Source organism: Candidatus Regiella insecticola LSR1, from assembly GCF_000143625.1.
GTDB classification, from domain to species: Bacteria; Pseudomonadota; Gammaproteobacteria; order Enterobacterales; family Enterobacteriaceae; genus Regiella; species Regiella insecticola.
Genome location: NZ_GL379589.1, coordinates 10,743 through 32,002, shown reverse-complemented (window position 1 = coordinate 32,002; position 21,260 = coordinate 10,743). Strand labels below are relative to the sequence as shown.

At 42.0% G+C, this 21,260-nt stretch carries 23 protein-coding genes and 7 pseudogenes; 11 read left to right on the top strand and 19 right to left on the bottom strand.

The annotated features are described in order from the left end of the window. The first annotated feature begins 56 nt into the window (after positions 1 to 56). The 3 genes and pseudogenes from pyrB to rhlE form a co-directional block, all read left to right on the top strand. A complete protein-coding gene (gene pyrB, locus REG_RS00380) occupies positions 57 to 995 on the top strand; it encodes an aspartate carbamoyltransferase (protein WP_006704033.1) in 939 nt (312 codons plus the stop codon). 207 nt (positions 996 to 1,202) lie between these two features. After that, entirely contained in the window at positions 1,203 to 1,625 is a 423-nt protein-coding gene (locus REG_RS00375; RefSeq protein ID WP_050749281.1) for a Rid family detoxifying hydrolase, read from the top strand. Positions 1,626 to 1,757: 132 nt separating this feature from the next. Further along, a pseudogene (rhlE, locus tag REG_RS00370) lies at positions 1,758 to 2,978 on the top strand (ATP-dependent RNA helicase RhlE); the annotation flags it as partial. Between the two features lie 97 nt (positions 2,979 to 3,075). Here rhlE and REG_RS00365 read toward each other — a convergent pair. The 3 genes and pseudogenes from REG_RS00365 to REG_RS13650 form a co-directional block, all read right to left on the bottom strand. Then, positions 3,076 to 3,396, bottom strand: coding sequence for a hypothetical protein (locus REG_RS00365; RefSeq protein WP_071985149.1), 321 nt, complete (start codon positions 3,394 to 3,396; stop codon positions 3,076 to 3,078). A gap of 304 nt (positions 3,397 to 3,700) precedes the next feature. Beyond that, positions 3,701 to 4,071, bottom strand: a pseudogene (locus REG_RS00360) (RNA-guided endonuclease InsQ/TnpB family protein); the annotation flags it as partial. 117 nt (positions 4,072 to 4,188) lie between these two features. Next, entirely contained in the window at positions 4,189 to 4,419 is a 231-nt protein-coding gene (locus REG_RS13650) for a hypothetical protein (protein WP_141553574.1), read from the bottom strand. Positions 4,420 to 4,760: 341 nt separating this feature from the next. Here REG_RS13650 and pstS point away from each other — a divergent pair, with 341 nt between their 5' ends. The 3 genes and pseudogenes from pstS to pstC all read left to right on the top strand — a co-directional run. Beyond that, on the top strand, positions 4,761 to 5,816 hold the full coding sequence (pstS, locus tag REG_RS00350) for a phosphate ABC transporter substrate-binding protein PstS (RefSeq protein WP_039906833.1): 1,056 nt from the start codon (positions 4,761 to 4,763) through the stop codon (positions 5,814 to 5,816). 82 nt (positions 5,817 to 5,898) lie between these two features. Further along, complete coding sequence (locus REG_RS13925) at positions 5,899 to 6,024, top strand: hypothetical protein (RefSeq protein ID WP_260200027.1); 126 nt, start codon at positions 5,899 to 5,901, stop codon at positions 6,022 to 6,024. A gap of 5 nt (positions 6,025 to 6,029) precedes the next feature. After that, positions 6,030 to 6,604 (top strand): annotated as a pseudogene (gene pstC / locus REG_RS00345) (phosphate ABC transporter permease PstC); the annotation flags it as partial. 41 nt (positions 6,605 to 6,645) lie between these two features. On the opposite strand, the gene REG_RS12910 reads toward pstC, so the two are convergent. Genes REG_RS12910 through REG_RS12905 form a run of 3 tightly spaced genes read right to left on the bottom strand, consistent with a single transcriptional unit; the run spans position 6,646 to position 7,404 of the window. Then, a complete protein-coding gene (locus REG_RS12910; RefSeq protein ID WP_176603359.1) occupies positions 6,646 to 6,786 on the bottom strand; it encodes a hypothetical protein in 141 nt (46 codons plus the stop codon). Positions 6,787 to 6,800: 14 nt separating this feature from the next. Beyond that, positions 6,801 to 7,232 carry a helix-turn-helix domain-containing protein gene (locus tag REG_RS12430; RefSeq protein WP_141553573.1) on the bottom strand — a complete coding sequence of 144 codons (432 nt, stop codon included), beginning with the start codon at positions 7,230 to 7,232 and terminating at the stop codon, positions 6,801 to 6,803. Further along, positions 7,186 to 7,404 (bottom strand): hypothetical protein, encoded by a 219-nt coding sequence (locus REG_RS12905; protein ID WP_176603373.1) that lies wholly within the window; start codon positions 7,402 to 7,404, stop codon positions 7,186 to 7,188. The genes REG_RS12430 and REG_RS12905 overlap by 47 nt, the downstream gene beginning before the upstream one ends. A gap of 145 nt (positions 7,405 to 7,549) precedes the next feature. Between REG_RS12905 and REG_RS00335 the strand changes: the two are divergent. From REG_RS00335 to phoU, 4 genes and pseudogenes are all read left to right on the top strand, one after another. Further along, positions 7,550 to 7,873: pseudogene (locus REG_RS00335) on the top strand (ABC transporter permease subunit); the annotation flags it as partial. A gap of 151 nt (positions 7,874 to 8,024) precedes the next feature. After that, positions 8,025 to 8,907: pseudogene (pstA, locus tag REG_RS00330) on the top strand (phosphate ABC transporter permease PstA). Positions 8,908 to 8,935: 28 nt separating this feature from the next. Continuing rightward, a pseudogene (gene pstB, locus REG_RS00325) lies at positions 8,936 to 9,708 on the top strand (phosphate ABC transporter ATP-binding protein PstB). Positions 9,709 to 9,722: 14 nt separating this feature from the next. Beyond that, positions 9,723 to 10,433, top strand: a complete 711-nt coding sequence (gene phoU, locus REG_RS00320) for a phosphate signaling complex protein PhoU (protein ID WP_006704029.1) — start codon at positions 9,723 to 9,725, stop codon at positions 10,431 to 10,433. Positions 10,434 to 10,716: 283 nt separating this feature from the next. Here phoU and REG_RS00315 read toward each other — a convergent pair whose 3' ends face one another. From REG_RS00315 to apt, 3 genes are all read right to left on the bottom strand, one after another. After that, positions 10,717 to 11,100 carry a type II toxin-antitoxin system VapC family toxin gene (locus REG_RS00315; protein ID WP_039906829.1) on the bottom strand — a complete coding sequence of 128 codons (384 nt, stop codon included), beginning with the start codon at positions 11,098 to 11,100 and terminating at the stop codon, positions 10,717 to 10,719. Next, complete coding sequence (locus REG_RS00310; RefSeq protein ID WP_006704027.1) at positions 11,097 to 11,336, bottom strand: antitoxin; 240 nt, start codon at positions 11,334 to 11,336, stop codon at positions 11,097 to 11,099. The genes REG_RS00315 and REG_RS00310 overlap by 4 nt, the downstream gene beginning before the upstream one ends. Before the next feature lie 134 nt (positions 11,337 to 11,470). Beyond that, positions 11,471 to 12,025: an adenine phosphoribosyltransferase gene (gene apt / locus REG_RS00305; RefSeq protein ID WP_176603408.1), complete on the bottom strand. Its 555-nt coding sequence runs from the start codon at positions 12,023 to 12,025 to the stop codon at positions 11,471 to 11,473. 189 nt (positions 12,026 to 12,214) lie between these two features. Here apt and priC point away from each other — a divergent pair. Then, positions 12,215 to 12,505 (top strand): annotated as a pseudogene (priC, locus tag REG_RS00300) (primosomal replication protein PriC); the annotation flags it as partial. An 81-nt stretch (positions 12,506 to 12,586) separates the two neighbouring features. Here the strand turns inward: priC and REG_RS00295 are convergent. The 10 genes from REG_RS00295 to REG_RS13920 all read right to left on the bottom strand — a co-directional run. Further along, entirely contained in the window at positions 12,587 to 13,117 is a 531-nt protein-coding gene (locus REG_RS00295; RefSeq protein ID WP_006704024.1) for a septation protein A, read from the bottom strand. Between the two features lie 145 nt (positions 13,118 to 13,262). After that, on the bottom strand, positions 13,263 to 13,691 hold the full coding sequence (locus REG_RS00290) for a F0F1 ATP synthase subunit epsilon (protein ID WP_006704023.1): 429 nt from the start codon (positions 13,689 to 13,691) through the stop codon (positions 13,263 to 13,265). 15 nt (positions 13,692 to 13,706) lie between these two features. After that, on the bottom strand, positions 13,707 to 15,095 hold the full coding sequence (gene atpD, locus REG_RS00285) for a F0F1 ATP synthase subunit beta (RefSeq protein WP_006704022.1): 1,389 nt from the start codon (positions 15,093 to 15,095) through the stop codon (positions 13,707 to 13,709). A gap of 274 nt (positions 15,096 to 15,369) precedes the next feature. Continuing rightward, positions 15,370 to 16,248, bottom strand: coding sequence for a F0F1 ATP synthase subunit gamma (atpG, locus tag REG_RS00280; RefSeq protein ID WP_006704021.1), 879 nt, complete (start codon positions 16,246 to 16,248; stop codon positions 15,370 to 15,372). Between the two features lie 220 nt (positions 16,249 to 16,468). Beyond that, complete coding sequence (gene atpA / locus REG_RS00275) at positions 16,469 to 18,010, bottom strand: F0F1 ATP synthase subunit alpha (protein ID WP_006704020.1); 1,542 nt, start codon at positions 18,008 to 18,010, stop codon at positions 16,469 to 16,471. A gap of 14 nt (positions 18,011 to 18,024) precedes the next feature. Further along, entirely contained in the window at positions 18,025 to 18,558 is a 534-nt protein-coding gene (gene atpH, locus REG_RS00270; protein WP_006704019.1) for a F0F1 ATP synthase subunit delta, read from the bottom strand. A gap of 8 nt (positions 18,559 to 18,566) precedes the next feature. Next, positions 18,567 to 19,043, bottom strand: coding sequence for a F0F1 ATP synthase subunit B (atpF, locus tag REG_RS00265; protein WP_006704018.1), 477 nt, complete (start codon positions 19,041 to 19,043; stop codon positions 18,567 to 18,569). Between the two features lie 60 nt (positions 19,044 to 19,103). Continuing rightward, a complete protein-coding gene (gene atpE / locus REG_RS00260; protein WP_006704017.1) occupies positions 19,104 to 19,343 on the bottom strand; it encodes a F0F1 ATP synthase subunit C in 240 nt (79 codons plus the stop codon). Positions 19,344 to 19,508: 165 nt separating this feature from the next. Beyond that, positions 19,509 to 20,327 (bottom strand): F0F1 ATP synthase subunit A, encoded by an 819-nt coding sequence (gene atpB, locus REG_RS00255; protein WP_006704016.1) that lies wholly within the window; start codon positions 20,325 to 20,327, stop codon positions 19,509 to 19,511. A gap of 705 nt (positions 20,328 to 21,032) precedes the next feature. Beyond that, a partial coding sequence (locus REG_RS13920; RefSeq protein WP_039906828.1) for an RsmG family class I SAM-dependent methyltransferase occupies positions 21,033 to 21,260 on the bottom strand: 228 nt, incomplete at its 5' end.

Here is a 21,260-nt window from a genome sequence, read left to right as displayed (position 1 = left end):
TGTCATTGAGTATATACCCTTACTTGAAAGGCGAAGGGTATACAGGAGCATAAAAAATGGCTAATCCGCTGTATCAAAAACACATTATTTCTATAAAAGATTTAAGCCGCAACGAATTAACATTAGTTATGCGTATGGCGGGGAGTCTAAAGCAACGTGCTCAACCCGAACTATTAAAAAATAAAATTATAGCCAGTTGTTTTTTTGAATCCTCTACCCGTACTCGTCTATCTTTTGAAACGGCAATCTATCGTTTAGGTGGTTCAGTAGTAGGTTTTGCCGATAGCAGTAATATCTCGGTAAATAAAGGAGAAACGCTAGCAGACACCATTAGAGTCATTAGCAGCTACGTTGATGCGATTATAATACGTCATCCACAAGAAGGGAGTGCCTGTCATGCTGCCTCATTGTCAAATAGAGTGCCTATCATTAATGCAGGTGATGGCGCTAATCAACATCCAAGCCAAACTTTGTTAGATTTATTTACTATTCAAGAAACACAGGGGCGTTTGGATAATCTTAATATCGCGATGGTGGGTGACTTAAAATATGGTCGTACAGTGCATTCTCTCACTCAAGCCTTAGCAAAATTTTGTGGTAATCATTTGTTTTTTATTGCTCCAGATGCATTGGCTATGCCTGCTGATATTGTGAAAGTATTGGATGAAAAAGCGGTTTCTTACAGTATGCACGCGAGTATTGAAGATGTTCTACCGGAGTTAGATATTTTGTATATGACTCGAATACAGAAAGAACGTCAAGAAGGATTGACCGATATAAACCGGAAGTCTCCATTTGTTTTGTCTGCAAATATGCTTATCTCTGCACGCCAGAATCTAAAAATACTACATCCTTTGCCACGTGTTGACGAAATTTCTACTGAGGTAGATGAGACCCCTTACGCATATTATTTTCAGCAAGCGAGTAACGGTATTTTTGCGCGGCAAGCGCTGCTAGCATTGTTATTAAATGCTGAATTGGTTATTGCAGATTAATTTAATAGGATCAAAAAATCGTTTGCTAACCTTTTTTATTAGACCACTTTCGAAACCCTAGTGAGTGATGCGAAGTCAAGGCACCCGGCACACAGCAATCTTCGTTGCCATGCGAGTACATAAGGATTGCGCGCACCGGGTAACGCAGGATCCACGTCACTCAATAGATTTCGAAAGCGGTCTATTATTTATCGATCAGGAATCAATATGAAACATACGGTTAAAGCCACATTGAACACCGAAGAAAAACGCACAATCAAGACTGAACGCGCCCCTGAAGCAATAGGCGCCTATATCCAAGGTGTTGATTTAGGTAGTCTGATTATCACTTCTGGCCAGCTCCCTATTGATGCTAAAACCAATACAATTGCTGATGATATTGCCGCCCAAACTCGTCAGTCACTTGAAAATGTAGCAGCGGTAGTCGAGAAAGCCGGTCTAAGTGTTGCCGATATCGTTAAAACTACCGTATTTGTTAAAGATCTTAATGAGTTTGTCACCATGAATACAGCATACCGCCTTTTCTTTGAGGAACACCAAGCCCCGTTTCCTGCGCGTTCTTGTGTTGAAGTTGCTCGTTTACCTAAAGATGTAAAAATTGAAATTGAGGCTATTGCTGTACGCCGTTAGATGCTATAGTCGCCGATTAATGGCGCATTGCAGCTTGTGCCGATCCCTCGCGGTGATCCCTCTTATAATATTCTCCGTAAACTGCATCTAACTTTATTGTTGAAAACAGGAGAATCTGGAGCTTCTAATTATATGTCATTTGACTCTCTCGGCTTAAACGCCGATATCCTGCGTGCTATTACAGAGCAGAAATATTCTGCGCCTACGCCAATTCAAGAAAAGGCAATCCCTGAGGTGTTGGCTGGCCGTGATTTAATGGCTTCTGCGCAAACCGGTACGGGAAAAACGGCAGGGTTTACCTTGCCGTTACTACAATTACTGAGCGAAAATCAGTCGCTAATTAAAGGCCGACGTCCAGTACGAGCATTAATTTTAACGCCGACCCGTGAACTGGCGGCTCAAATTGGTGATAACGTAAAAAATTACAGTGAATTCCTTAAATTGCGTTCGATGGTCGTGTTTGGTGGTGTCAGTATCAATCCCCAAATGATGAAATTACGAGGTGGCGTCGATATTTTAGTGGCAACACCGGGTCGTTTATTGGATTTGGAACATCAAAATGCTGTTGATTTAGCCAAAATTGAAATTTTAGTGTTAGATGAAGCTGATCGGATGTTGGATATGGGATTTATCCATGATATCCGCCGAATTTTGGCTAAATTGCCGGCAAAGCGGCAAAATTTGTTATTTTCGGCCACTTTTTCAAATGACATAAAATTATTAGCAAAAAAGTTGTTAAATAATCCTGCTTATATTGAAGTTTCTCCTGGTAATACCACGGCTAAACATATTACTCAGCGAGTTCATTTCGTCGATAAAAGTCGTAAGCGCCAACTCCTTTCTTATATGATTGGCAGCCAAAACTGGCAACAAGTACTGGTATTTAATCGAACTAAACACGGTGCCAATCATTTAGCCGAGCAGTTAAATAAGGATGGCATCACTGCTGCTGCTATTCACGGTAATAAAAGTCAAGGGGCTCGTACACGTGCTCTCGCCGATTTTAAAGACGGTAAGATCCGGGTATTAGTGGCGACAGACATTGCCGCTCGCGGCCTGGATATCGATCAATTGCCGCATGTTGTTAATTATGAACTCCCCAATGTTCCGGAAGACTATGTGCACCGCATTGGTCGAACGGGTCGAGCAGAATGTAGCGGTGAAGCGATTTCTTTGGTGTGTGTCGATGAGCATAAATTATTGAGAGATATTGAACGCTTGCTGAAAAATGAAATACCGCGTATTGCAATCGATGGCTATCAACCTGATCCAACCATTAAAGCCGAACCGATTCAAAATGGACGCCAGGGGCGGGGTTCGTCGAATCGTGGTAAAAATAAAAATCAAACCAGTCGTTCACGCAGATAATATCGCCCCTAACAAGTGGATCGGGTGTCGTCAGGCCATCTGGTGTTTAAATTCCTGATAGGGAAGCGTTGTTATGGCAACGTTAACAAAGTAATTTAAAGACCTTAAGACAAGCGGTAGAAAAAAAAGAAAAGAAGGTGATATCAAGCTTATCAAAGTGTAAAGCGAGTCTTTTGTGTTCTTTTATTTTACCGAAGAAACGTTCAATGGCATCACGTGTTTTATATTTTTCTTTATCTTTTAGCTGGATAGCGGGATAAATCGCGCCTTGACGGCGAGGGAGCAGCGCATAGGCGCTAACTAAATTTAAATTGCGTGATTGCTTCAGTCTGGTAGAGCCGTTTTCTGCTCTGTGAACCTTTGAAATAGTGCTGAATTTTATCCCATTGAGATATGCAAGCAAAGAGTTACACAACAGGGCAGAGGGCGTGACTTAACGTTCGCGAAATAACACAGTAGCGGGGATCCAGTAGGGTTTTGCTGCCTCAATCCGTTTTAGTAAATAAAGCTTAAAGGGATCCAGGTTAGTGGGTCAGTTTTACATTGCTGGTGACACTTGCTTTGTGATTGCCGGTTTTCTTTCGCTGTATACCCTTCGCCTTTGAAGCCGCCGCGTTGTTGGCGGCCAGCTCTCGCCTCATGGTATGGTCTACGCTCATCGGTCGGTCGCCCTGGCAGCCGAAGGCAACTTCAGAGGCAAAGGGTATATTTGTTTGATCGAGTTTTACCCCCTGCGGATAGCGAAAGGCGTCACTTTGTCCGCGTTTTTTGAATCGCGGAAATGCAGCTCGTTGCTGGAAAAAGTTTTTATAGGCTCGCGCCAGATCTCTGAGCGCATGCTGCAATGATTGTAAGGAGCCTCCTTCAGCCATTGTGTGGCGGGCTCAGATTTCCATTCCACCAACCATGACGCCATTTTTACATAGGGTATGTATCTATTTCTCGCCTCATGATTATCATTCTGAAGCGCTAACGATTTGTTGAAAACGAAGCGACAAGCTCCAGCAAAACGCCGCATATCGCGCGCTTGCTGACCATTAGGGAGCAACTGAAATTTGAATGCTTGTTGTCGTTTCATGCCCGAGATTATACCTCTTGGTCTATGACAAAAGAAATTGATGTTAGGTAGAAAACCGTGCCTTATATCCCCGGCCTGAAGGCCGAAGTTTTACCGCATACCGGATAAAAAAACGTATCACCCTATTCTTAGGGGTGGCAACATATTGAGTTGATCAGTAACCTGTTGAGATACAGGAGATGAGGGAGCCTTTTTCTGTGGAGAACAAACGAGTATTCGTAAAAGCCACGCGCCTTGAGGTACCATCCAAATTTTACAGCCAGGAGGAACCGAAGCAGGGAAAGCAAAAGCAAGCATCGGCAATAATAAAATCGATAATGCTGCCAACAATCTTCTCGTCCTTTTCATCGACCATTCCTTCTTTTTCGTAATAATTAAAAAGCGTATTTACTGTCACTCTCGCTGTTTCACTTTCAGCAAGATTGCAATGCAGCAAAGCGAGAGGGTTAAAATACATGACTAAAAAAAGGATGACAAAGTATATTTTACTCTTGCAATAAAATCCTCTTTAATACGAATAAATTGGATTAGTACACAACCTAACTACGACTGTAGTACTAGGTAATACAAGAGGTCTATTGTCATAAAACTGTCATAAATAATACATCTTGCTGTCATTCAATTGCGCTATTTTCCCCGCGACGACTTTTTTATCTGCTTAAAACAATTTCACCCTAATGAGAGAACATATGAAACCGCTCCATATCACTGTAAGAAATTTGATTGCTGTGGTCTTATCTGTGCTGATACTGCCCGCTTTTGCTGATGTTAACTTGACAGGTGCCGGGGCAACCTTTCCCTCCCCTGTGTATGGCAAATGGGCAGATTCTTATCAAAAAGAAACCCACAATAAAATTAATTATCAAGGCATGGGATCTTCAGCGGGAGTAAAACAAGTTATTGCTGATACCGTGAATTTTGGCGCTTCTGATGCGCCATTGTCCGATGATAAATTGGCTGATAAAGGCTTATTTCAATTTCCGACAGTTATCGGCGGTGTAGTAATAGTGGTTAATTTGATGGGTATTCAATCTAATGAATTACTATTAGATGGCACAACTTTAGCTGATATTTATTTAGGTAAAGTGAAAAAATGGAATGACCCGGCGATAGTAGCGTTAAATCCAGAAATAAAATTGCCAAACCAAAACATTGCTGTGGTACGTCGTGCGGATGGATCAGGTACTTCTTTCGTCTTTACCCAATATTTGGCGAAAGTGAATGCGGAATGGAAAGAAAAAATCGGTGTTGGCTCCAGTGTTAACTGGCCGACGGGGTTAGGTGGCAAAGGCAATGAGGGAATTGCCGCATTCGTACAACGTCTATCGGGTAGTATCGGTTATGTAGAATATGCTTATGCTAAGCAAAACAATTTAGCTTATACCAAATTGAAATCGGCAGATGATTACCCCGTCAGTCCCAGTATAGAAAGCTTTAGCGCCGCTACAAAAACGGTCGATTGGAACCAATCATTTGCGCAAGATCTAACAAATCAGCCCGGTGAAAATGTTTGGCCGATCACCTCCACCACTTTTATTCTATTAAAGAAAATCCAAAAGGATGCCGTTAATGGCTTGGAAATCTTGAAATTTTTTGATTGGAGTTATAAAAAAGGCGCTGAACAAGCCCATGCACTTGATTATGCTACCTTACCCACTGAGGTGGTTGAACAAATTCGCAGCGCATGGAAAACCCAGATTAAAGATAGTAAGGGTGACGTTTTGTTCAAAGAAGATTTCAAATAATCTCTTAGAGCCTGTTCCAAAATTTTAGCAAAATTCGCTGTATACCCAATGAATTTCGAGTTACGGCAAGGGGGTGAGACCGATGAGCGTAGACATACTACGTGATTCGGCGAGCGCCCGCAGCCAACGCCGCCGTAACTTGAAAGGCGAAGGGTATAAACCCTCGCCCAATGCGGGCGGGAAGCAGTCACTAATAATTTATGGATAAAATTTATGATCTCTTCTAAACCGTCTATAAAAGCACCGAATAAATACGGTGATATTATTTTCGGCGCTTTGGTTAAGTTAGCCGCGCTTATTACCCTGCTTTTGTTAGGCGGCATCATTTTTTCGTTGATTATTGCTTCTTGGCCAAGCATTGAAAAATGGGGATTCGCTTTTTTGTGGAATAAAGAATGGGATCCCCAGGCTGAAAAATTTGGTGCATTGGTGCCTATCTACGGCACGATAGTGACTTCAGTGATCGCTCTCATCATTGCGGTTCCAGTGAGTTTTGGTATAGCCGTTTTTTTAACCGAACTCGCGCCCAATTGGCTAAAACGACCGGTGGGCATGGCGATTGAATTGCTTGCTGCCATTCCGAGCATTGTCTATGGCATGTGGGGATTGTTTGTTTTCGCGCCGTTATTTGCTCAATATTTTCAACAACCGATGGATCAGCTGCTTTCCGGTATGCCTATTTGGCGGCTGGCATTATTTTAGCCATTATGATCATTCCTTATATCGCTTCTGTCATGCGTGATGTCTTCGAACAAACACCGGTGATGATGAAAGAATCAGCTTATGGGACGGTAATTGTCAATGTAGTTGTCGCCCAGGATGTAAAATCCTAGGCCGCTTTTTTGGCGTCTGGTTTCACCTTTTTTTCTCTGGATTTTTGTGGATTTAAATGGACTTCTTTCACATACGGCCACTGACGGATTTGACCTGCCCAGCGTGTAGGGTTTGCAGCGCGTGCCTTTTCATACACTGTGTTACGCTGAGCTAATAGGGCTTTATCAAGGCCTGCATGTCTTTGTGCAGGTGTGACAAATTCAATGGCACTGTGGCGATGCTCTTGATTATACCAGTGCACCACGTGTTCGACCCATGCGCGGGCGTCTTGAAAGTGGATTCGGAGGCGAAATAGAGCCCTTCATCAGCCAACATCGGCACAATTTGACTCGGGGGTAAATGAGCAAATTTGGCCGAAGAGGTTATTTCCAGTAGCTTAGCCCGCTCACAGGGTGAGAGTTTGTGGGGCGGCGGCGCTGTTCGGCACGTTCGGCCATCCACTTGCTCGATAGCTTTCTGCCAGCGCTGTAGGGTTCGCGTGCTTAGCCCAATCAGGAGACAAGCCTGTTGTTGCCGCGCTCCGGCCTGCGTTGATTCAGTAATCCACATCATAATAGACTGGCGCTGTTCGGGAATAATCATTTTTCCTCTTACTGCGTTGTGTTCGCTTCGGGTCACAAAAATCCGCGCGCCATTGCTTCAGGTGATGAACAAAAATACCCTGCCCCCTGCACCAAGAGGCGAGTTCACTTTCTGCTAAACAACTTCTTAGCTTCCTCGGCGGCACGTTAAGTTCATCCGCAATGGCTTTCATTGTACGCCCATTCCGATGATAAACCTTACACAGCGCCTGCTCTTTAAACTCTTCCGAATACGTCGGTTTTTCCGTGATTATATCGCCTCTTTATTAGTTCCCATTAACGAAAATTAGAGGCGACAACTAGACTGACACTGGGGGGGGGATCGGTTGTACCACCTGGGAAGTGATCTGGCGTATTGTCTTACCATTCACTAAAAATGGAGTGATTGGCGGAATAATGTTGGGGCTAGGTCGAGCACTGGGCGAAACCATGGCGGTCACCTTTATCATTGGTAATACTTATCAACTCGATAATTTTTCATTATTTATGCCAGGTAACAGTATTACTTCTGCCCTGGCCAACGAATTTGCTGAAGCAGAGTCAAGCTTACACACTGCAGCGTTAATGGAACTGGGATTAATTTTGTTTTTGATCACTTTCGTCATATTAGCGCTCTCTAAGTTAATGATTTTAAAGTTATAGCCAATGAATTTCGAGTTACGGCTAGGCGACCAGGGGGTGAGACCGATGAGCGTAGATAGACTACCTGATGAGGCGAGCACCCGCAGCCAACACTGCCGTAACTTGAAAGGCTAAGGGTATATAGCTAAGCAAAAAGGGCGTTAACAAGATAATGCAAAACGATAGCTTACAAAATAATGAAAAATTAACCGCCACTCGTCATAAAAAACAAGCATGGCGTCGTCAAAAAAATCGGCTCGCGCTGCTATTTTCCATGATCACGATAATTTTTGGCTTATTTTGGTTGGTATGGATTTTATTCACTACCCTAACCAAAGGGATCGAAGGTATGTCATTGGCATTATTTACCGAGATGACACCGCCCCCTAATGCAGCAGGAGGCGGTTTGGCTAACGCCATTGCTGGCAGCGGATTATTAATTTTATGGGCGACCTTGATAGGGACACCACTGGCCATCATGGCGGGCATTTATTTGGCAGAATATGGGCGCCGATCTTGGCTAGCTGAAATAACGCGCTTTATTAACGATATTCTCTTGTCTGCTCCCTCTATTGTGGTTGGATTATTCGTCTACACCATAGTGGTCACTAAGATGGGGCATTTTTCCGGCTGGGCAGGGGTGATCGCACTGGCATTACTCCAAGTACCCATTGTGATCCGTACCACGGAAAATATGCTAAAACTGGTGCCAGATAGCCTGAGAGAAGCGGCTTACGCATTAGGAACACCAAAATGGCGCATGATCACGGCTATCACTTTAAAGGCATCGATATCTGGCATTCTAACGGGGGTTCTACTGGCAATCGCTCGTATTACCGGTGAAACCCGCTCCCTTATTATTTACTTCGCTCTCTAATCAATTTTGGAGCACAGATTTACAGCATCCCATTGCTAACTTACCGGTCACGATATTCAAATTTGCCATGAGCCCATTCAATGAGTGGCAGAAACTCGCTTGGGCAGGCGTATTGCTCATCACCCTCTGTGTTCTGTTATTGAATATTTTAGCGCGGGTGATGTTTGCTAAAAAATAAACTAATTTACCAAGGAGAAATATTCTAAATGAGCAGCACTACTGCCAGTAAGCTCCAGATCCGCAATTTAAATTTCTACTACGGCAAATTCCATGCGTTGAAGAATATTTCGTTGGATATTGCTAAAAATCAGGTCACGGCTTTTATTGGCCCTTCGGGCTGCGGTAAATCGACACTATTACGTACTTTCAATAAGATGTATTTACTGTATTCGGATCAATATGCCCAAGGCGATATTGTTCTGGATGGAAAGAATATCCTGACCGATAAACAAGATGTTGCTTTATTACGCGCCAAGGTGGGGATGGTTTTTCAAAAACCGACGCCGTTTCCGATGTCGATTTACGACAATATCGCCTTTGGGGTTCGTTTATTTGAAAATTTATCGCGTTCTGATATGGATGAGCGTGTGCAATGGGCGCTGGCAAAAGCGGCGTTGTGGAATGAAACCAAAGATAAATTACATCAAAGTGGTTACAGTTTATCCGGCGGACAACAGCAACGTTTATGTATTGCGCGAGGGATCGCCATTCGACCAGAAGTTTTGCTGTTAGATGAGCCCTGTTCGGCGCTTGATCCTATTTCTACTGGCAAAATTGAAGAATTGATCAGTGAACTAAAATCAGACTATACCCTGGTTATTGTCACACATAATATGCAGCAAGCAGCGCGCTGTTCCGATCAGATCACACGGCTTTTATGTATTTAGGTGAACTCATTGAGTTCAGTGATACCGATACCCTATTTACCGCTCCGCAAAAAAAACAGACCGAAGACTATATTACTGGCCGTTACGGTTAAAAACAGGACAAATCATGGATAATTTCAAACTGAATACACATATCTCCGGCCAGTTTAACGCAGAGCTTGAACATATTCGTACTGAAGTTTCAAAAATGGGTGGGTTAGTAGAGCAACAGCTAACTAACGCGATCGAGGCTATGCATAATCAAGATAGTGATCTCGCCAACCACGTTATTGAAGGAGATAAAAAAGTCAATAAAATGGAAATGGATATTGACGAAGCCTGTGTACGTATCATTGCTAAACGTCAGCCTGCTGCCAGTGATTTGCGTTTGATCATGGTTATCATTAAAACTATTTCAGAATTAGAACGTATTGGTGATATGGCGAATAAAATTTGCCAGACAGCGCTGGAGAAATTTTCTCATCAACCATTGTTAGTTAATTTAGAATCTTTAGGACAACATACTGTAACAATGTTACATGATGTGTTGGATGCCTTCGCTAGAATGGATTTAAAGGATGCGTTGTGTATTTATCGTGAAAATAAAAAAATAGATCAAGAATATGAAGGCATTGTGCGTCAATTAATGACCTATATGATGGAGGATCCTCGGACTATTCCTAAGGTACTAACGGCGCTATTCTGTGCTCGCTCCATTGAGCGCATAGGTGATCGCTGCCAAAATATCTGTGAATTTATTTTTTATTTTGTTGAGGGACAAGATCTCCGCCACCAGAAAGGTGAGATGCTAGAAAAATTGTTAGCAAAAGATAGATAAAACATTTTTATCCCTGTTTATTATTTTATAACGACACTATGCGCCGGGCGCCTTGACTCCGCATCAACTTACTACGGTTTCGAAAGAGGTCTAAATGTTTCTCGCCTTTCAAGTTACGGCGGCGTTGGCAACCCCTGCCATGTACTATTTGTACACTTCGGAGATTCGATTGATTATAGCCAAACCAGTTTAATTTGATTTAAGTGTTGTCGTTGCTTGCCGTACTATTTGTACTGTCTGCGCGCCTCCGCCTTGTCGTAACTCGAAATTCATTGAGTATAAATCAAAGCCAGTTTTCGATGCGAAGGCCAGCACTGGTATAAAGAGAAAAGTCATCAACATTATTTGTTACAAGTGTGACATCCAAAGATATTGCATGCGCAGCAATCATTCTATCTAAATTTGCTTTTCGGTTTGGAAAAAGACTTGTCAGTTCACCATATAAAGTAGCTTGTTTTATTTCAAATGGTTCTACATCCAAAACCGATATTAAGTCCTCAACAGTATCTCTGCCATCTTTTTTAATTCCACAGCACAACTCAGCCCAAGTGATTGCACTAATTATAATTTCTCCCTTTCGATAGTTATCAAACTGGCTCACAATTTCTGGTGGGAATTTTTTAATTAGATAGATGCAGATATTTGTATCTAACATGTATTTTTTCACGACCAATCCCTTTCGGTTTCCTCGAACTCAGGGCGACTATCTGTAACATGTTGATTTAAAGCATGTAATAGGATAGGTATACTGCCTAGTGTTTTTTCTCTCGGCTCTACGATAATACGATTACCTTCTCGATGAACAACTAACTCTGTTTTAGGTGGAAAAGCCATCTCAGCGGGGATACGCACAGCTTGCGAGTTTCCTGCACAAAATTGGCGAGTGTTAAACATCATTGACATAATAAAAACTCTTTAATTTATTACACTATGTAATAACACGTTATTACTTTTATTTGTTACTGTCAAGTTCTAGATGAAAATTATCTGAGTAAAACCAGCAACATTATCGGCTATTGAAAAATAATTACTAAAAATTAAAATGAGACCAAGCTATAGCAACAAATATTTTGATCAATTAAATTTTTTTCCCCCTCTAATTCAGATAACTTGATGATAAAAGCGGCATCATTCACTTCACCGCCTAAACGGCGAATGAGTTTTACCGTGGCGGCAATAGTCCCTCCGGTCGCTAGCAAGTAGTCGATCACTAATACTTTATCATCAGGTTTGATACTGTCGCGATGGATCTCCAAGGTATCAGTACCGTATTCAAGTTGATAATCTTCCCTGATCGTTTCACGCGGCAATTTTCCTTGCTTACGTACTGGCACAAAACCCACACCAAGAGACAAAGCAACCGGAGCCGAAAATAAAAACCCACGCGCTTCAGTACCTACAACTTTAGTGATCCCTTTATCTCGATACGGTTCAACTAATAAAGCCACACTATCAGCATAGGCAACAGGATTGGCCAACAAACTGGTAATATCACGAAAAAGTATCCCCGGCTTGGGATAATTCGGTATTTTTTTTATACTATTTTGAATATTATTTATCATCAATTTACGTTTTTCTTGAGGAGATAACATCATAGGGATCCATTATTTGTGCCTAATCAAAATGCGATGTAAAGTCTTATAGCCAGATCAGTTTAATTTGATTCTGTGTCGTCGTCGTTTGCCGTACTATTTGTACTGTCTTTACTCCTCCACCTTGAATCAAATTAAACTGATTCGGCTATATCACATCAACAATGAAAAAAAGGATAACGGTTATCAATGAAAACAGAACAATTATTAACAGTGCTTACAACGCAGATTGAAGCCCTATCGGAAAAAATTGAGCCGCTGGGCAATATTTCTACTCAACAAGCGCGGTTTGATCAAGTTCTGTTTAACAACCATGGCACACGTTTGCGAGATTACTTGTTAGAAGTGCGAAAAAATTTGGCGCAACTAAAACAAGTGGTAGCAGAACAGCACCAGCAACAAGTTGCTTTTTTGGCGGAAAAATTAGTTGCGCAGGTAGCTGCATTACAGCGTGAGCTGGCCACTCAAGTGCTACGTAAAAAATAATCCCCCGCATGCATTGCGGCGAGGGTTTACAGCAAATTTTGCCAAAATAAAAAAAAGTAACCTGCAAAAAATTTTTTATTTTTTTGGCATATGACGATAAATATAGATACCACTGATAACAGTAAATAACAGCGTTAACAACGTCAGACCGAATACTTTAAAATTTACCCATACCTCTTGCGGCAACCAAAATGCAACATACAAATTGATTACCCCGCAAATTAAAAAAAATAACGCCCAAGAAAGATTAAGTTTTGACCATACCCTGTTCGGTAATATCAGCTCTTTCCCTAATATTTGTTGAATAAGTGATTTTTTTAGTATCAGTTGACTGACTAACAAAATAACAGAAAACAAAATATAGATAACCGTTACTTTCCACTTGATAAAAAGATCACTTTGAAAAGCAAAGGTCAAGGAACCAAAAATAACGACCATCAATGCGCTAATCAACGCCATTTTTTCTACTTGACGGTATTTCATCCAAGTAAAAATTAAAGCAAATACAGTCGCCACTACCAGTGCAGCAGAAGCAACAAAGATGTCGTAGATTTTGTAAAAAACAAAAAATACTACCAATGGAAGAAAATCTACAAGCTGCTTCATGTCATTATCCGTTATTTGTAGATCACTCGATTATAGCCGCGTTGTTGGCTGCGGGGGGTTCGCCGAATCACGTAGTATATCTACGATCATCGGTCTCACGCCCTAGCCGCCTAGCGGTAACTCCAAAGACGAAGGGTATAATCGCTCACCCCATACTTGATTTTTTAATTAATTCAATAACACGTAATTTAGCGATAGCTTTTGCCAGTTCAGCGGATACTTGAGCATAATCGACATCGCTGTGAGAATGACCGATATGGGTTTCTGCTTTTTGTTTCGCTTCCAGTGCTTTTGTTTCATCGAGATCTTCTCCACGAATAGCGGTATCGGCTAAGACGATAACGACATTAGGCTGAACTTCAAGCAAACCACCAGAAAGATAAATAAAGGCTTCATCACCACATTGTTTAACAATACGCACCATGCCCGGTTTAATAGCCGTGAGCAGCGGGGCGTGACCGGGAAAAATGCCTAATTCGCCCTCACTCCCTGTTACCTGAATTTTCTGTACTACGCCAGAGAACATCCTTTTTTCTGCACTTACGACATCCAGACGGTAAGTTGTTACAGCCATATGCCCTCCTGTCGGTTACAGTTTTTTGGCTTTTTCTACAGCTTCTTCAATGGTACCAACCATGTAGAAAGCCTGCTCAGGTAGATGGTCATAATCACCATTCATAATGCCTTTAAAACCACGGATGGTATCTTTCAACGAAACGAACTTACCTGGAGAGCCGGTAAAAACTTCAGCAACAAAGAAAGGCTGTGATAAGAAACGCTGAATTTTACGTGCACGAGAAACAACCAACTTGTCTTCTTCCGACAATTCATCCATCCCTAAGATCGCAATAATATCTTTCAGCTCTTGATAACGCTGTAAGATCGACTGCACACCACGTGCTACGTTGTAATGCTCTTGACCCACAACTAAGGGATCAAGTTGGCGACTGGTTGAATCAAGTGGATCAACTGCTGGATAAATTCCCAAAGAGGCAATTTGACGGCTGAGAACAACAGTCGCATCTAAATGCGCAAAGGTAGTGGCAGGTGAAGGATCGGTTAAATCATCTGCTGGAACATAAACGGCTTGTACTGAAGTAATGGAGCCGGTTTTTGTCGAAGTAATACGTTCTTGTAGTACGCCCATTTCTTCTGCCAAGGTCGGTTGGTAACCTACCGCAGATGGCATACGCCCTAACAAGGCTGAAACCTCAGTACCGGCTAAAGTATAACGATAAATGTTATCGACAAAGAACAGCACATCTCGCCCTTCATCGCGGAACTTCTCCGCCATCGTCAGACCCGTCAACGCCACACGGAGACGATTTCCTGGCGGCTCATTCATTTGACCGTATACCAAAGAAACTTTATCCAATACATTGGAATCCATCATTTCATGGTAAAAATCATTACCTTCACGGGTACGTTCACCCACGCCAGCAAAAACAGAATAGCCTGAATGCTCTATCGCAATATTGCGGATTAACTCCATCATATTGACGGTTTTACCGACACCCGCGCCCCCAAACAGACCCACCTTACCCCCTTTAGCAAAGGGACAAATTAAGTCCATCACTTTAATACCGGTCTCTAACAAATCTTGTGAGCTGGCCAGTTCTTCATAAGAGGGGGCTTCTCGGTGGATAGCCCAACGTTCTTTTTCGCCAATTGGGCCTTTCATATCGATGGGATCACCCAGTACATTCATGATACGCCCAAGCGTTGCCGCCCCAACAGGCACTTCAATGGGATGAGCTAAATCAGTGACTTTTAAGCCTCGTCTTAAGCCGTCGGAAGAGCCCATGACAATACAGCGAACCACACCACCACCCAGTTGTTGCTGTACTTCTAATACCAATTTTGCTGCGCTGTCTTTCAGATCTACCTCAAGGGCACTATATACTTTGGGTACTCTTTTTTGATCAAATTCGACGTCCACTACGGCGCCAATTACCTGGATAATTTTTCCAGTAGCCATCTTGAATCCTCTAGTAATGCATAAAAATTTAGCTGTGAACGACTCCACCCAAACGGCTAGACCTCTATTGGATTGAGCTTCTGCAACCCGTAAGCCACATCCTAAAGCAAGTTCATTGACTCACTTGGGCTGTGTGGTACACGCAGCCCTTATCAGCTAAACCTTTTACAAAGTCATCACCGATTTTTTTTGAGTGGTTAGCGGGCGTTGCCCGCTGCGCGATCCATCTCCCCCCAAATTAACTCGCTATGGACGGAGAATTTTGCGCAAACCGTTAAACTGCGGAGGCTCCTCCAACTATTTCGGTGAGCTCTTGAGTGATACTGGCCTGACGCGCCTTGTTATAAACCAGTTGTAATTCTTTGATCAGACTGCCGCCGTTATCAGTAGCCGCTTTCATCGCTACCATTCGCGCGGCCTGTTCACTGGCCAAATTCTCAACAACTCCTTGATAAACTTGTGATTCTAAATAGCGGCGCAGAAGCGTATCCAATAAAACTTTAGGATCAGGTTCATATAAATAATCCCAAGATTTTTTCTTCAGTTCACTGTCTTTTTCAGGTACAAGCGGTAACAATTGTACGATTTGCGGTTCCTGAGACATGGTATTAATAAATTTGTTATTGACGATATACAGCTTGTCCAGACGGCCTTCATCATAAGCTTGTAACATCACCTTTACCGGCCCGATCAGTTCAGATAACGATGGGTTATCCCCCATACCCGTGACTTCTGCAACGATGTTATTCGCTAAACTGTTACCCGCGAAGGAGCTAAAAAAAGAGACCGCTTTTGTTCCAATCAGCGCCAAGCTGCATTTAACTCCTTTATCAGACCAAGTTTGCATGTCAGCTAACAATTTTTTGAATAAATTCGTATTCAAACCACCACATAAACCGCGATCAGTAGAAACAACAAGATAGCCTAAGTGCTTTACATCCCGCTCTTCTAAATAAGGGTGTTTATATTCCAAATTACCTAATGCGAGGTGACCGATCACACTACGTATCGCTTCTGCATAAGGACGGCAAGATGCCATTCTTTCTTGCGATTTACGCATTTTAGAAGCTGCAACCATTTCCATCGCTTTAGTGATTTTTTGCGTGTTTTGTACGCTCGCAATCTTAGAGCGTATCTCTTTTGCGCCGGCCATTTCCGCTTCTCCTTCATCGCTAGACAGGTGAGACTTAGCCAAATCGTTTTAATTTGATTCTGTGTCGTCGTCGCTTGCCGTACGATTTGTACTGTCTGCGCTCCTCCGCCTTGAATCAAGTTAAACTGATTCGGCTATACCCTTAGCCTTTCAAGTTACGGCGGTGTTGGCTGCTTTGATTGCCGCCTTGCCGTAACTCGAAATTCATTGGGTATAGCTTTTACCAGGATTGGTTTGTTTTAGACTCATCAAGGATATTTTTTAGCTCACCCTTTATTTGATCGTTATATTCACCCGTTTGGTTAATTTTTTGCAAAAACTGGGGATATTCACGGTCGGTAAAAGCGAATAGTGCAGTTTCAAAGTTACCTATCATCGTTAGATCAATATCTGCTAAATAGCCTTCTTCTGCAGCAAATAACACCAAAGATTGCTGTGCAACCGACATAGGTCCGTACTGTTTTTGCTTCAGCAATTCAGTCACTTTTTGACCATGATTTAATTGTTTTCGCGTTGTGTCATCTAAATCAGAAGCAAATTGAGAAAATGCAGCAAGTTCACGGTACTGTGCTAGCGCGGTACGGATCCCCCCCGATAATTTCTTAATGATTTGGGTCTGCGCAGCCCCTCCTACACGTGATACAGAGATGCCAGGGTTGACGGCAGGGCGAATACCTGAGTTAAACAAGCTCGATTCTAGAAAAATCTGACCATCAGTGATCGAAATAACATTTGTGGGAACAAAGGCGGAGACGTCACCGGCCTGCGTTTCTATTATTGGTAACGCGGTCAAAGAGCCTGTTTTACCTTTCACTTTACCTTTAGTAAAAGCAGTAACGTAGTCCGCATTAACACGGGCGGCACGTTCTAACAAACGTGAATGAAGGTAAAATACGTCACCCGGATAAGCTTCACGGCCTGGAGGACGACGGAGTAATAAAGAAATTTGGCGATATGCCACGGCTTGTTTGGATAAATCATCATAAACAATCAGTGCATTTTCGCCTCTATCGCGAAAATACTCACCCATAGCACAACCAGAATAAGGTGCTAAATACTGTAGCGCAGCAGATTCAGATGCGGTGGCTACCACCACAATAGTATTGGCTAATGCGTCATGTTCTTCTAGCTTACGCACCACGTTTGCAACAGTAGAGGCTTTTTGCCCAATCGCAACGTATACACATTTGATATCAGAATGACGTTGATTAATGATGGCATCTATTGCTAAAGCGGTTTTACCTGTTTGACGGTCGCCGATAATTAATTCTCGTTGACCACGGCCAATGGGAACCATTGCATCGACAGATTTATAACCTGTTTGAACCGATTCATTAACCGATTGGCGATCAATAACACCAGGCGCTATAGCTTCAACAGCAGAAAAACCATCATTTTCTATCGGACCTTTGCCATCAATAGGTTCACCGAGCGTGTTGATCACTCGCCCTAATAAACCAGAACCAACAGGAACCTCCAAAATACGACCGGTACATTTAACTTTCATCCCTTCAGCAAGATCTGCGTAAGGTCCCATCACTACTGCGCCAACAGAGTCGCGCTCTAAGTTTAATGCCATGGCGTAACTATTACCTGGCAGCGCGATCATTTCACCCTGCATGACATCGGCTAAACCATGTATACGAATGATGCCATCGCTAACGGAAATAATAGTACCTTCATTATGAGCTTCACTCACTACATTAAATTGAGCAATGCGTTGTTTAATCAGTTCGCTAATTTCAGTGGAATTTAGTTGCATATACTCCAGTTCCCTCAAGACTGCAAGACGTCGGATAGACGTCTAAGACGATCACCTACACTGCCATCTATGACCATATCACCAGCACGAATTATTACCCCTGCTATGACAGACGAATCGATTTTGCAATTTAATTTAACTTTACGTGATAGCTGTTTTTCCATCACAACAGCTATTTTCTTTTTTTGTTGATCATTTAGCGGCATAGCAGAGCAAATTTCGACATCAACGGTAGATTCTAATGAATCACGCAATTGAATAAACTGTGCTAGCACTTCAGGAAAAACTAATAAACGATTTTTTTCAGCCATAACTCGAATGAAGTTTTGGGCGGGTTCACTTAGTTGGTCGCCATAAGCAGCTATAAATATTTTGGCCATAGTTTCGGGCGCTAATGCGCCAGAAAGCAGTGAAGTAATAGATTCATCATAGGTTACTTGGGCAGCAAAAGTTAACATATCCTGCCAATATTCAACTGTTTTATGTTCAACCGCAAAATCAAAAGCCGCTTTAGCATAAGGACGGGCTACAGTGGTAAATTCAAACATTAGCCCTCCTACTGTTCAAGTTCAGCGACCATTGTATCAACGAGCGTTCTGTTAATCGTTTCATTGACGGAACAGTTGATAATTCTCTCAGCACCAGCTATTGCCAATCCTGCGATTTGTTTACGTAACTCTTCATAAGCACGTTTACGATCAGCGTCTATCTCAGCCTGTGCTTGCATGATGATTTTTTTACGTTCTTGTTCGGCTTCCACTTTAGCATTTTCAAGTATCTGAACCTTGCGTTTGTTTGCCTGCTCTATGATTACCTGCGCCTGTTCTTTGGCTTTTTGCAGTTGTTCGGTCATATTGGCTTGCGCTAAATCTAAATCTTTTTTGGCACGTTCTGCAGAAGCGATACTGTCAGCAATTTCTTTTTGACGTTTCTCGATGGCTTCAATAAGGGGAGGCCATACATACTTCATACAAAATATGACAAATAAAAAAAACGCAATGGCCTGGCCGACAATGGTCGCGTTAAGATTCACAGCACCATGCCTCTTTTAATAAAGTTAATAAATGAGCCTGATATTTTTTCCAAGACAGGATCAGGCAACTGCGAACATCACGTATAAACCTAGCCCCACCGCGATCATTGGAATAGCATCGACCAATCCCATTACAATAAAAAATTGTGTCCGTAATAAAGGAATGAGATCAGGTTGACGTGCTGCCCCCTCTAAAAATTTACCCCCGAGAATGCCAATACCGATTGCTGCCCCGATCGCCGCTAGCCCCATCATCACAGCAGCTGCCATATACAGCATATCCATGTTCAGGTTTTCCATGATAAGTCTCCATTTTAGTTAAAACACAGTAGTGTACCTTTCGTTTTTGAAGTTGCCTTCGGCTGCCAGGGTGACCGACCGATGAGAGTAGACATGCTACCTGATGAGACGAGCACCCGCAGCCAACAACCCGGCGGCTTCAAAGACGAAGGATATATAAAAAAATCAGTGCTCTTCAGATGCCATAGCAAGATAAACAATCGTCAGAACCATGAAAATAAAAGCCTGTAGCGCAATGATCAAAATATGAAAAATGGCCCAAGGCACACTTAACAACCACTGAGACCACCAAGGTAACAGACCCGCAATCAGGATGAAGATTAATTCACCCGCATACATGTTACCAAACAGCCGTAGCCCTAGTGAAATGGGTTTAGATAACAGGCTGACCCCTTCTAATATTATATTGACTGGAATAAATAGCGGGTGATTAAACGGCTGTAGGGTTAATTCTTTTATGAAACCACAACTTCCTTTCATTTTGATGCTATAGAACAGGATGAGTGCGAACACTCCTAAGGCCATTGATAAAGTGATACTGACATCAGCACTAGGAACGACTCGTAAAGAGGGTAATCCAAAAATATGTTCGGCGATATAAGGTAAGAAATCTATTGGGAGTAAATCCATGGTATTCATTAACACTACCCAAACGAATACGGTTAGCGCCAGTGGAGCGATAACTTTACTTTTCCCCTGGTACATATCCTTCACATTGCTGTCAACGAAACCAACAATTAATTCAATGACAGTTTGTAGTTTACCGGGTACCCCACTGGTGGCGTTGACGGCAATTTTACGGAAAACAAGCAGAAAAAGGATACCCAACACCAGTGAGAAGAACAGAGAATCAATATTGAGCGTCCAAAATGAAACTGGATCGACAGAATGGGGATTGATAAGTTCAAAGTTACGGAGATCCAACTGAAGGTGATTCAGATGGTGACTGATATACGCTTGTTGAGAAGGGGTTTCGCCAGACATAATGCCTTTTACCGTCGCTAATAATCTTAAAATAATCAATAGATCTTTTGTGAGAGCCTGCTCGAAATCTACTGTGTTATGGGCATTTTTCAGTTCAATTCTACGTTCTAACTATTAATGAGTTAGATGATCCAAAGTGGGCAAATTATACGGTGCCGCCAGATGAATTCAATCAATTAAGTGGAGAAAAGCGAGATAATTCTCAAAAACTCGAGTTAGAGCGCATTTTTACTTAAAGAGAGCCTTCTGTTTCTGTAATTTTTTCTTTTTGTTACAAAATATTATTTAATAAAATAATTTTCTTTGGTATTATTTTATTAAATAATATTTTGAAGGGTATGTAAAATGTTAATTGGTAATGTAAGGGCACCAAGTGAAGTGGGTAGTTGTTCGTCAATAGATTAAAACTGTCAGCAGGGAGGTGATATTTCAGAAGTAATACACGTAAAAAATAATAATGAAATAAGGCTAGAGCTGGAGAAACAAATAGGTTCTAATCTAGAGATGAAGAGAAAAACATTGGAGCTAGCGCTAAAGATAGAGGAGTTAAAGCTGAGAGACAAAGGAATAGGGAAAAAAATCTCAGAAAAATTAGATAGCTTTTTGAATAGCGCAGAAAAAGAATTGGGTAGATTGAATGAACGCGGAATAAGTTGGTAAAAATAGAAGAAAATTCAAGAAATTCCGGATTCACGGAATACGTCTTTAAGCTTGTAATTGAAGAATAATTAAATGACGCTCTTCAGCTAATTCAGGGACGGAGAGTTTATTGATTGATAATACTGTTGCCATCCGTTTTGATATATTCATTAATTCTTCATTTGGTTTTTTTCCTTTTAGGGCATAAAAATGCCCTTTATTTTTATCAACTAAATGATGGCAGCAAGACAGCATATCGGTTATTGATGCAAAGGCACGGCTGATCACGCCATG

Coding starts and splice junctions, on each gene's coding strand:
- pyrB (WP_006704033.1), top strand. CDS start 57: ATGGCTAATCCGCTGTATCAAAAACACATTATTTCTATAAAAGATTTA.
- REG_RS00375 (WP_050749281.1), top strand. CDS start 1,203: ATGAAACATACGGTTAAAGCCACATTGAACACCGAAGAAAAACGCACA.
- REG_RS13650 (WP_141553574.1), bottom strand. CDS start 4,419: ATGAAAAGGACGAGAAGATTGTTGGCAGCATTATCGATTTTATTATTG.
- pstS (WP_039906833.1), top strand. CDS start 4,761: ATGAAACCGCTCCATATCACTGTAAGAAATTTGATTGCTGTGGTCTTA.
- REG_RS13925 (WP_260200027.1), top strand. CDS start 5,899: ATGAGCGTAGACATACTACGTGATTCGGCGAGCGCCCGCAGCCAACGC.
- REG_RS12430 (WP_141553573.1), bottom strand. CDS start 7,232: ATGATTATTCCCGAACAGCGCCAGTCTATTATGATGTGGATTACTGAA.
- REG_RS12905 (WP_176603373.1), bottom strand. CDS start 7,404: ATGAAAGCCATTGCGGATGAACTTAACGTGCCGCCGAGGAAGCTAAGA.
- phoU (WP_006704029.1), top strand. CDS start 9,723: ATGGATAATTTCAAACTGAATACACATATCTCCGGCCAGTTTAACGCA.
- REG_RS00310 (WP_006704027.1), bottom strand. CDS start 11,336: ATGTCAATGATGTTTAACACTCGCCAATTTTGTGCAGGAAACTCGCAA.
- apt (WP_176603408.1), bottom strand. CDS start 12,025: ATGTTATCTCCTCAAGAAAAACGTAAATTGATGATAAATAATATTCAA.
- REG_RS00295 (WP_006704024.1), bottom strand. CDS start 13,117: ATGAAGCAGCTTGTAGATTTTCTTCCATTGGTAGTATTTTTTGTTTTT.
- REG_RS00290 (WP_006704023.1), bottom strand. CDS start 13,691: ATGGCTGTAACAACTTACCGTCTGGATGTCGTAAGTGCAGAAAAAAGG.
- atpD (WP_006704022.1), bottom strand. CDS start 15,095: ATGGCTACTGGAAAAATTATCCAGGTAATTGGCGCCGTAGTGGACGTC.
- atpG (WP_006704021.1), bottom strand. CDS start 16,248: ATGGCCGGCGCAAAAGAGATACGCTCTAAGATTGCGAGCGTACAAAAC.
- atpA (WP_006704020.1), bottom strand. CDS start 18,010: ATGCAACTAAATTCCACTGAAATTAGCGAACTGATTAAACAACGCATT.
- atpH (WP_006704019.1), bottom strand. CDS start 18,558: ATGTTTGAATTTACCACTGTAGCCCGTCCTTATGCTAAAGCGGCTTTT.
- atpE (WP_006704017.1), bottom strand. CDS start 19,343: ATGGAAAACCTGAACATGGATATGCTGTATATGGCAGCTGCTGTGATG.
- atpB (WP_006704016.1), bottom strand. CDS start 20,327: ATGTCTGGCGAAACCCCTTCTCAACAAGCGTATATCAGTCACCATCTG.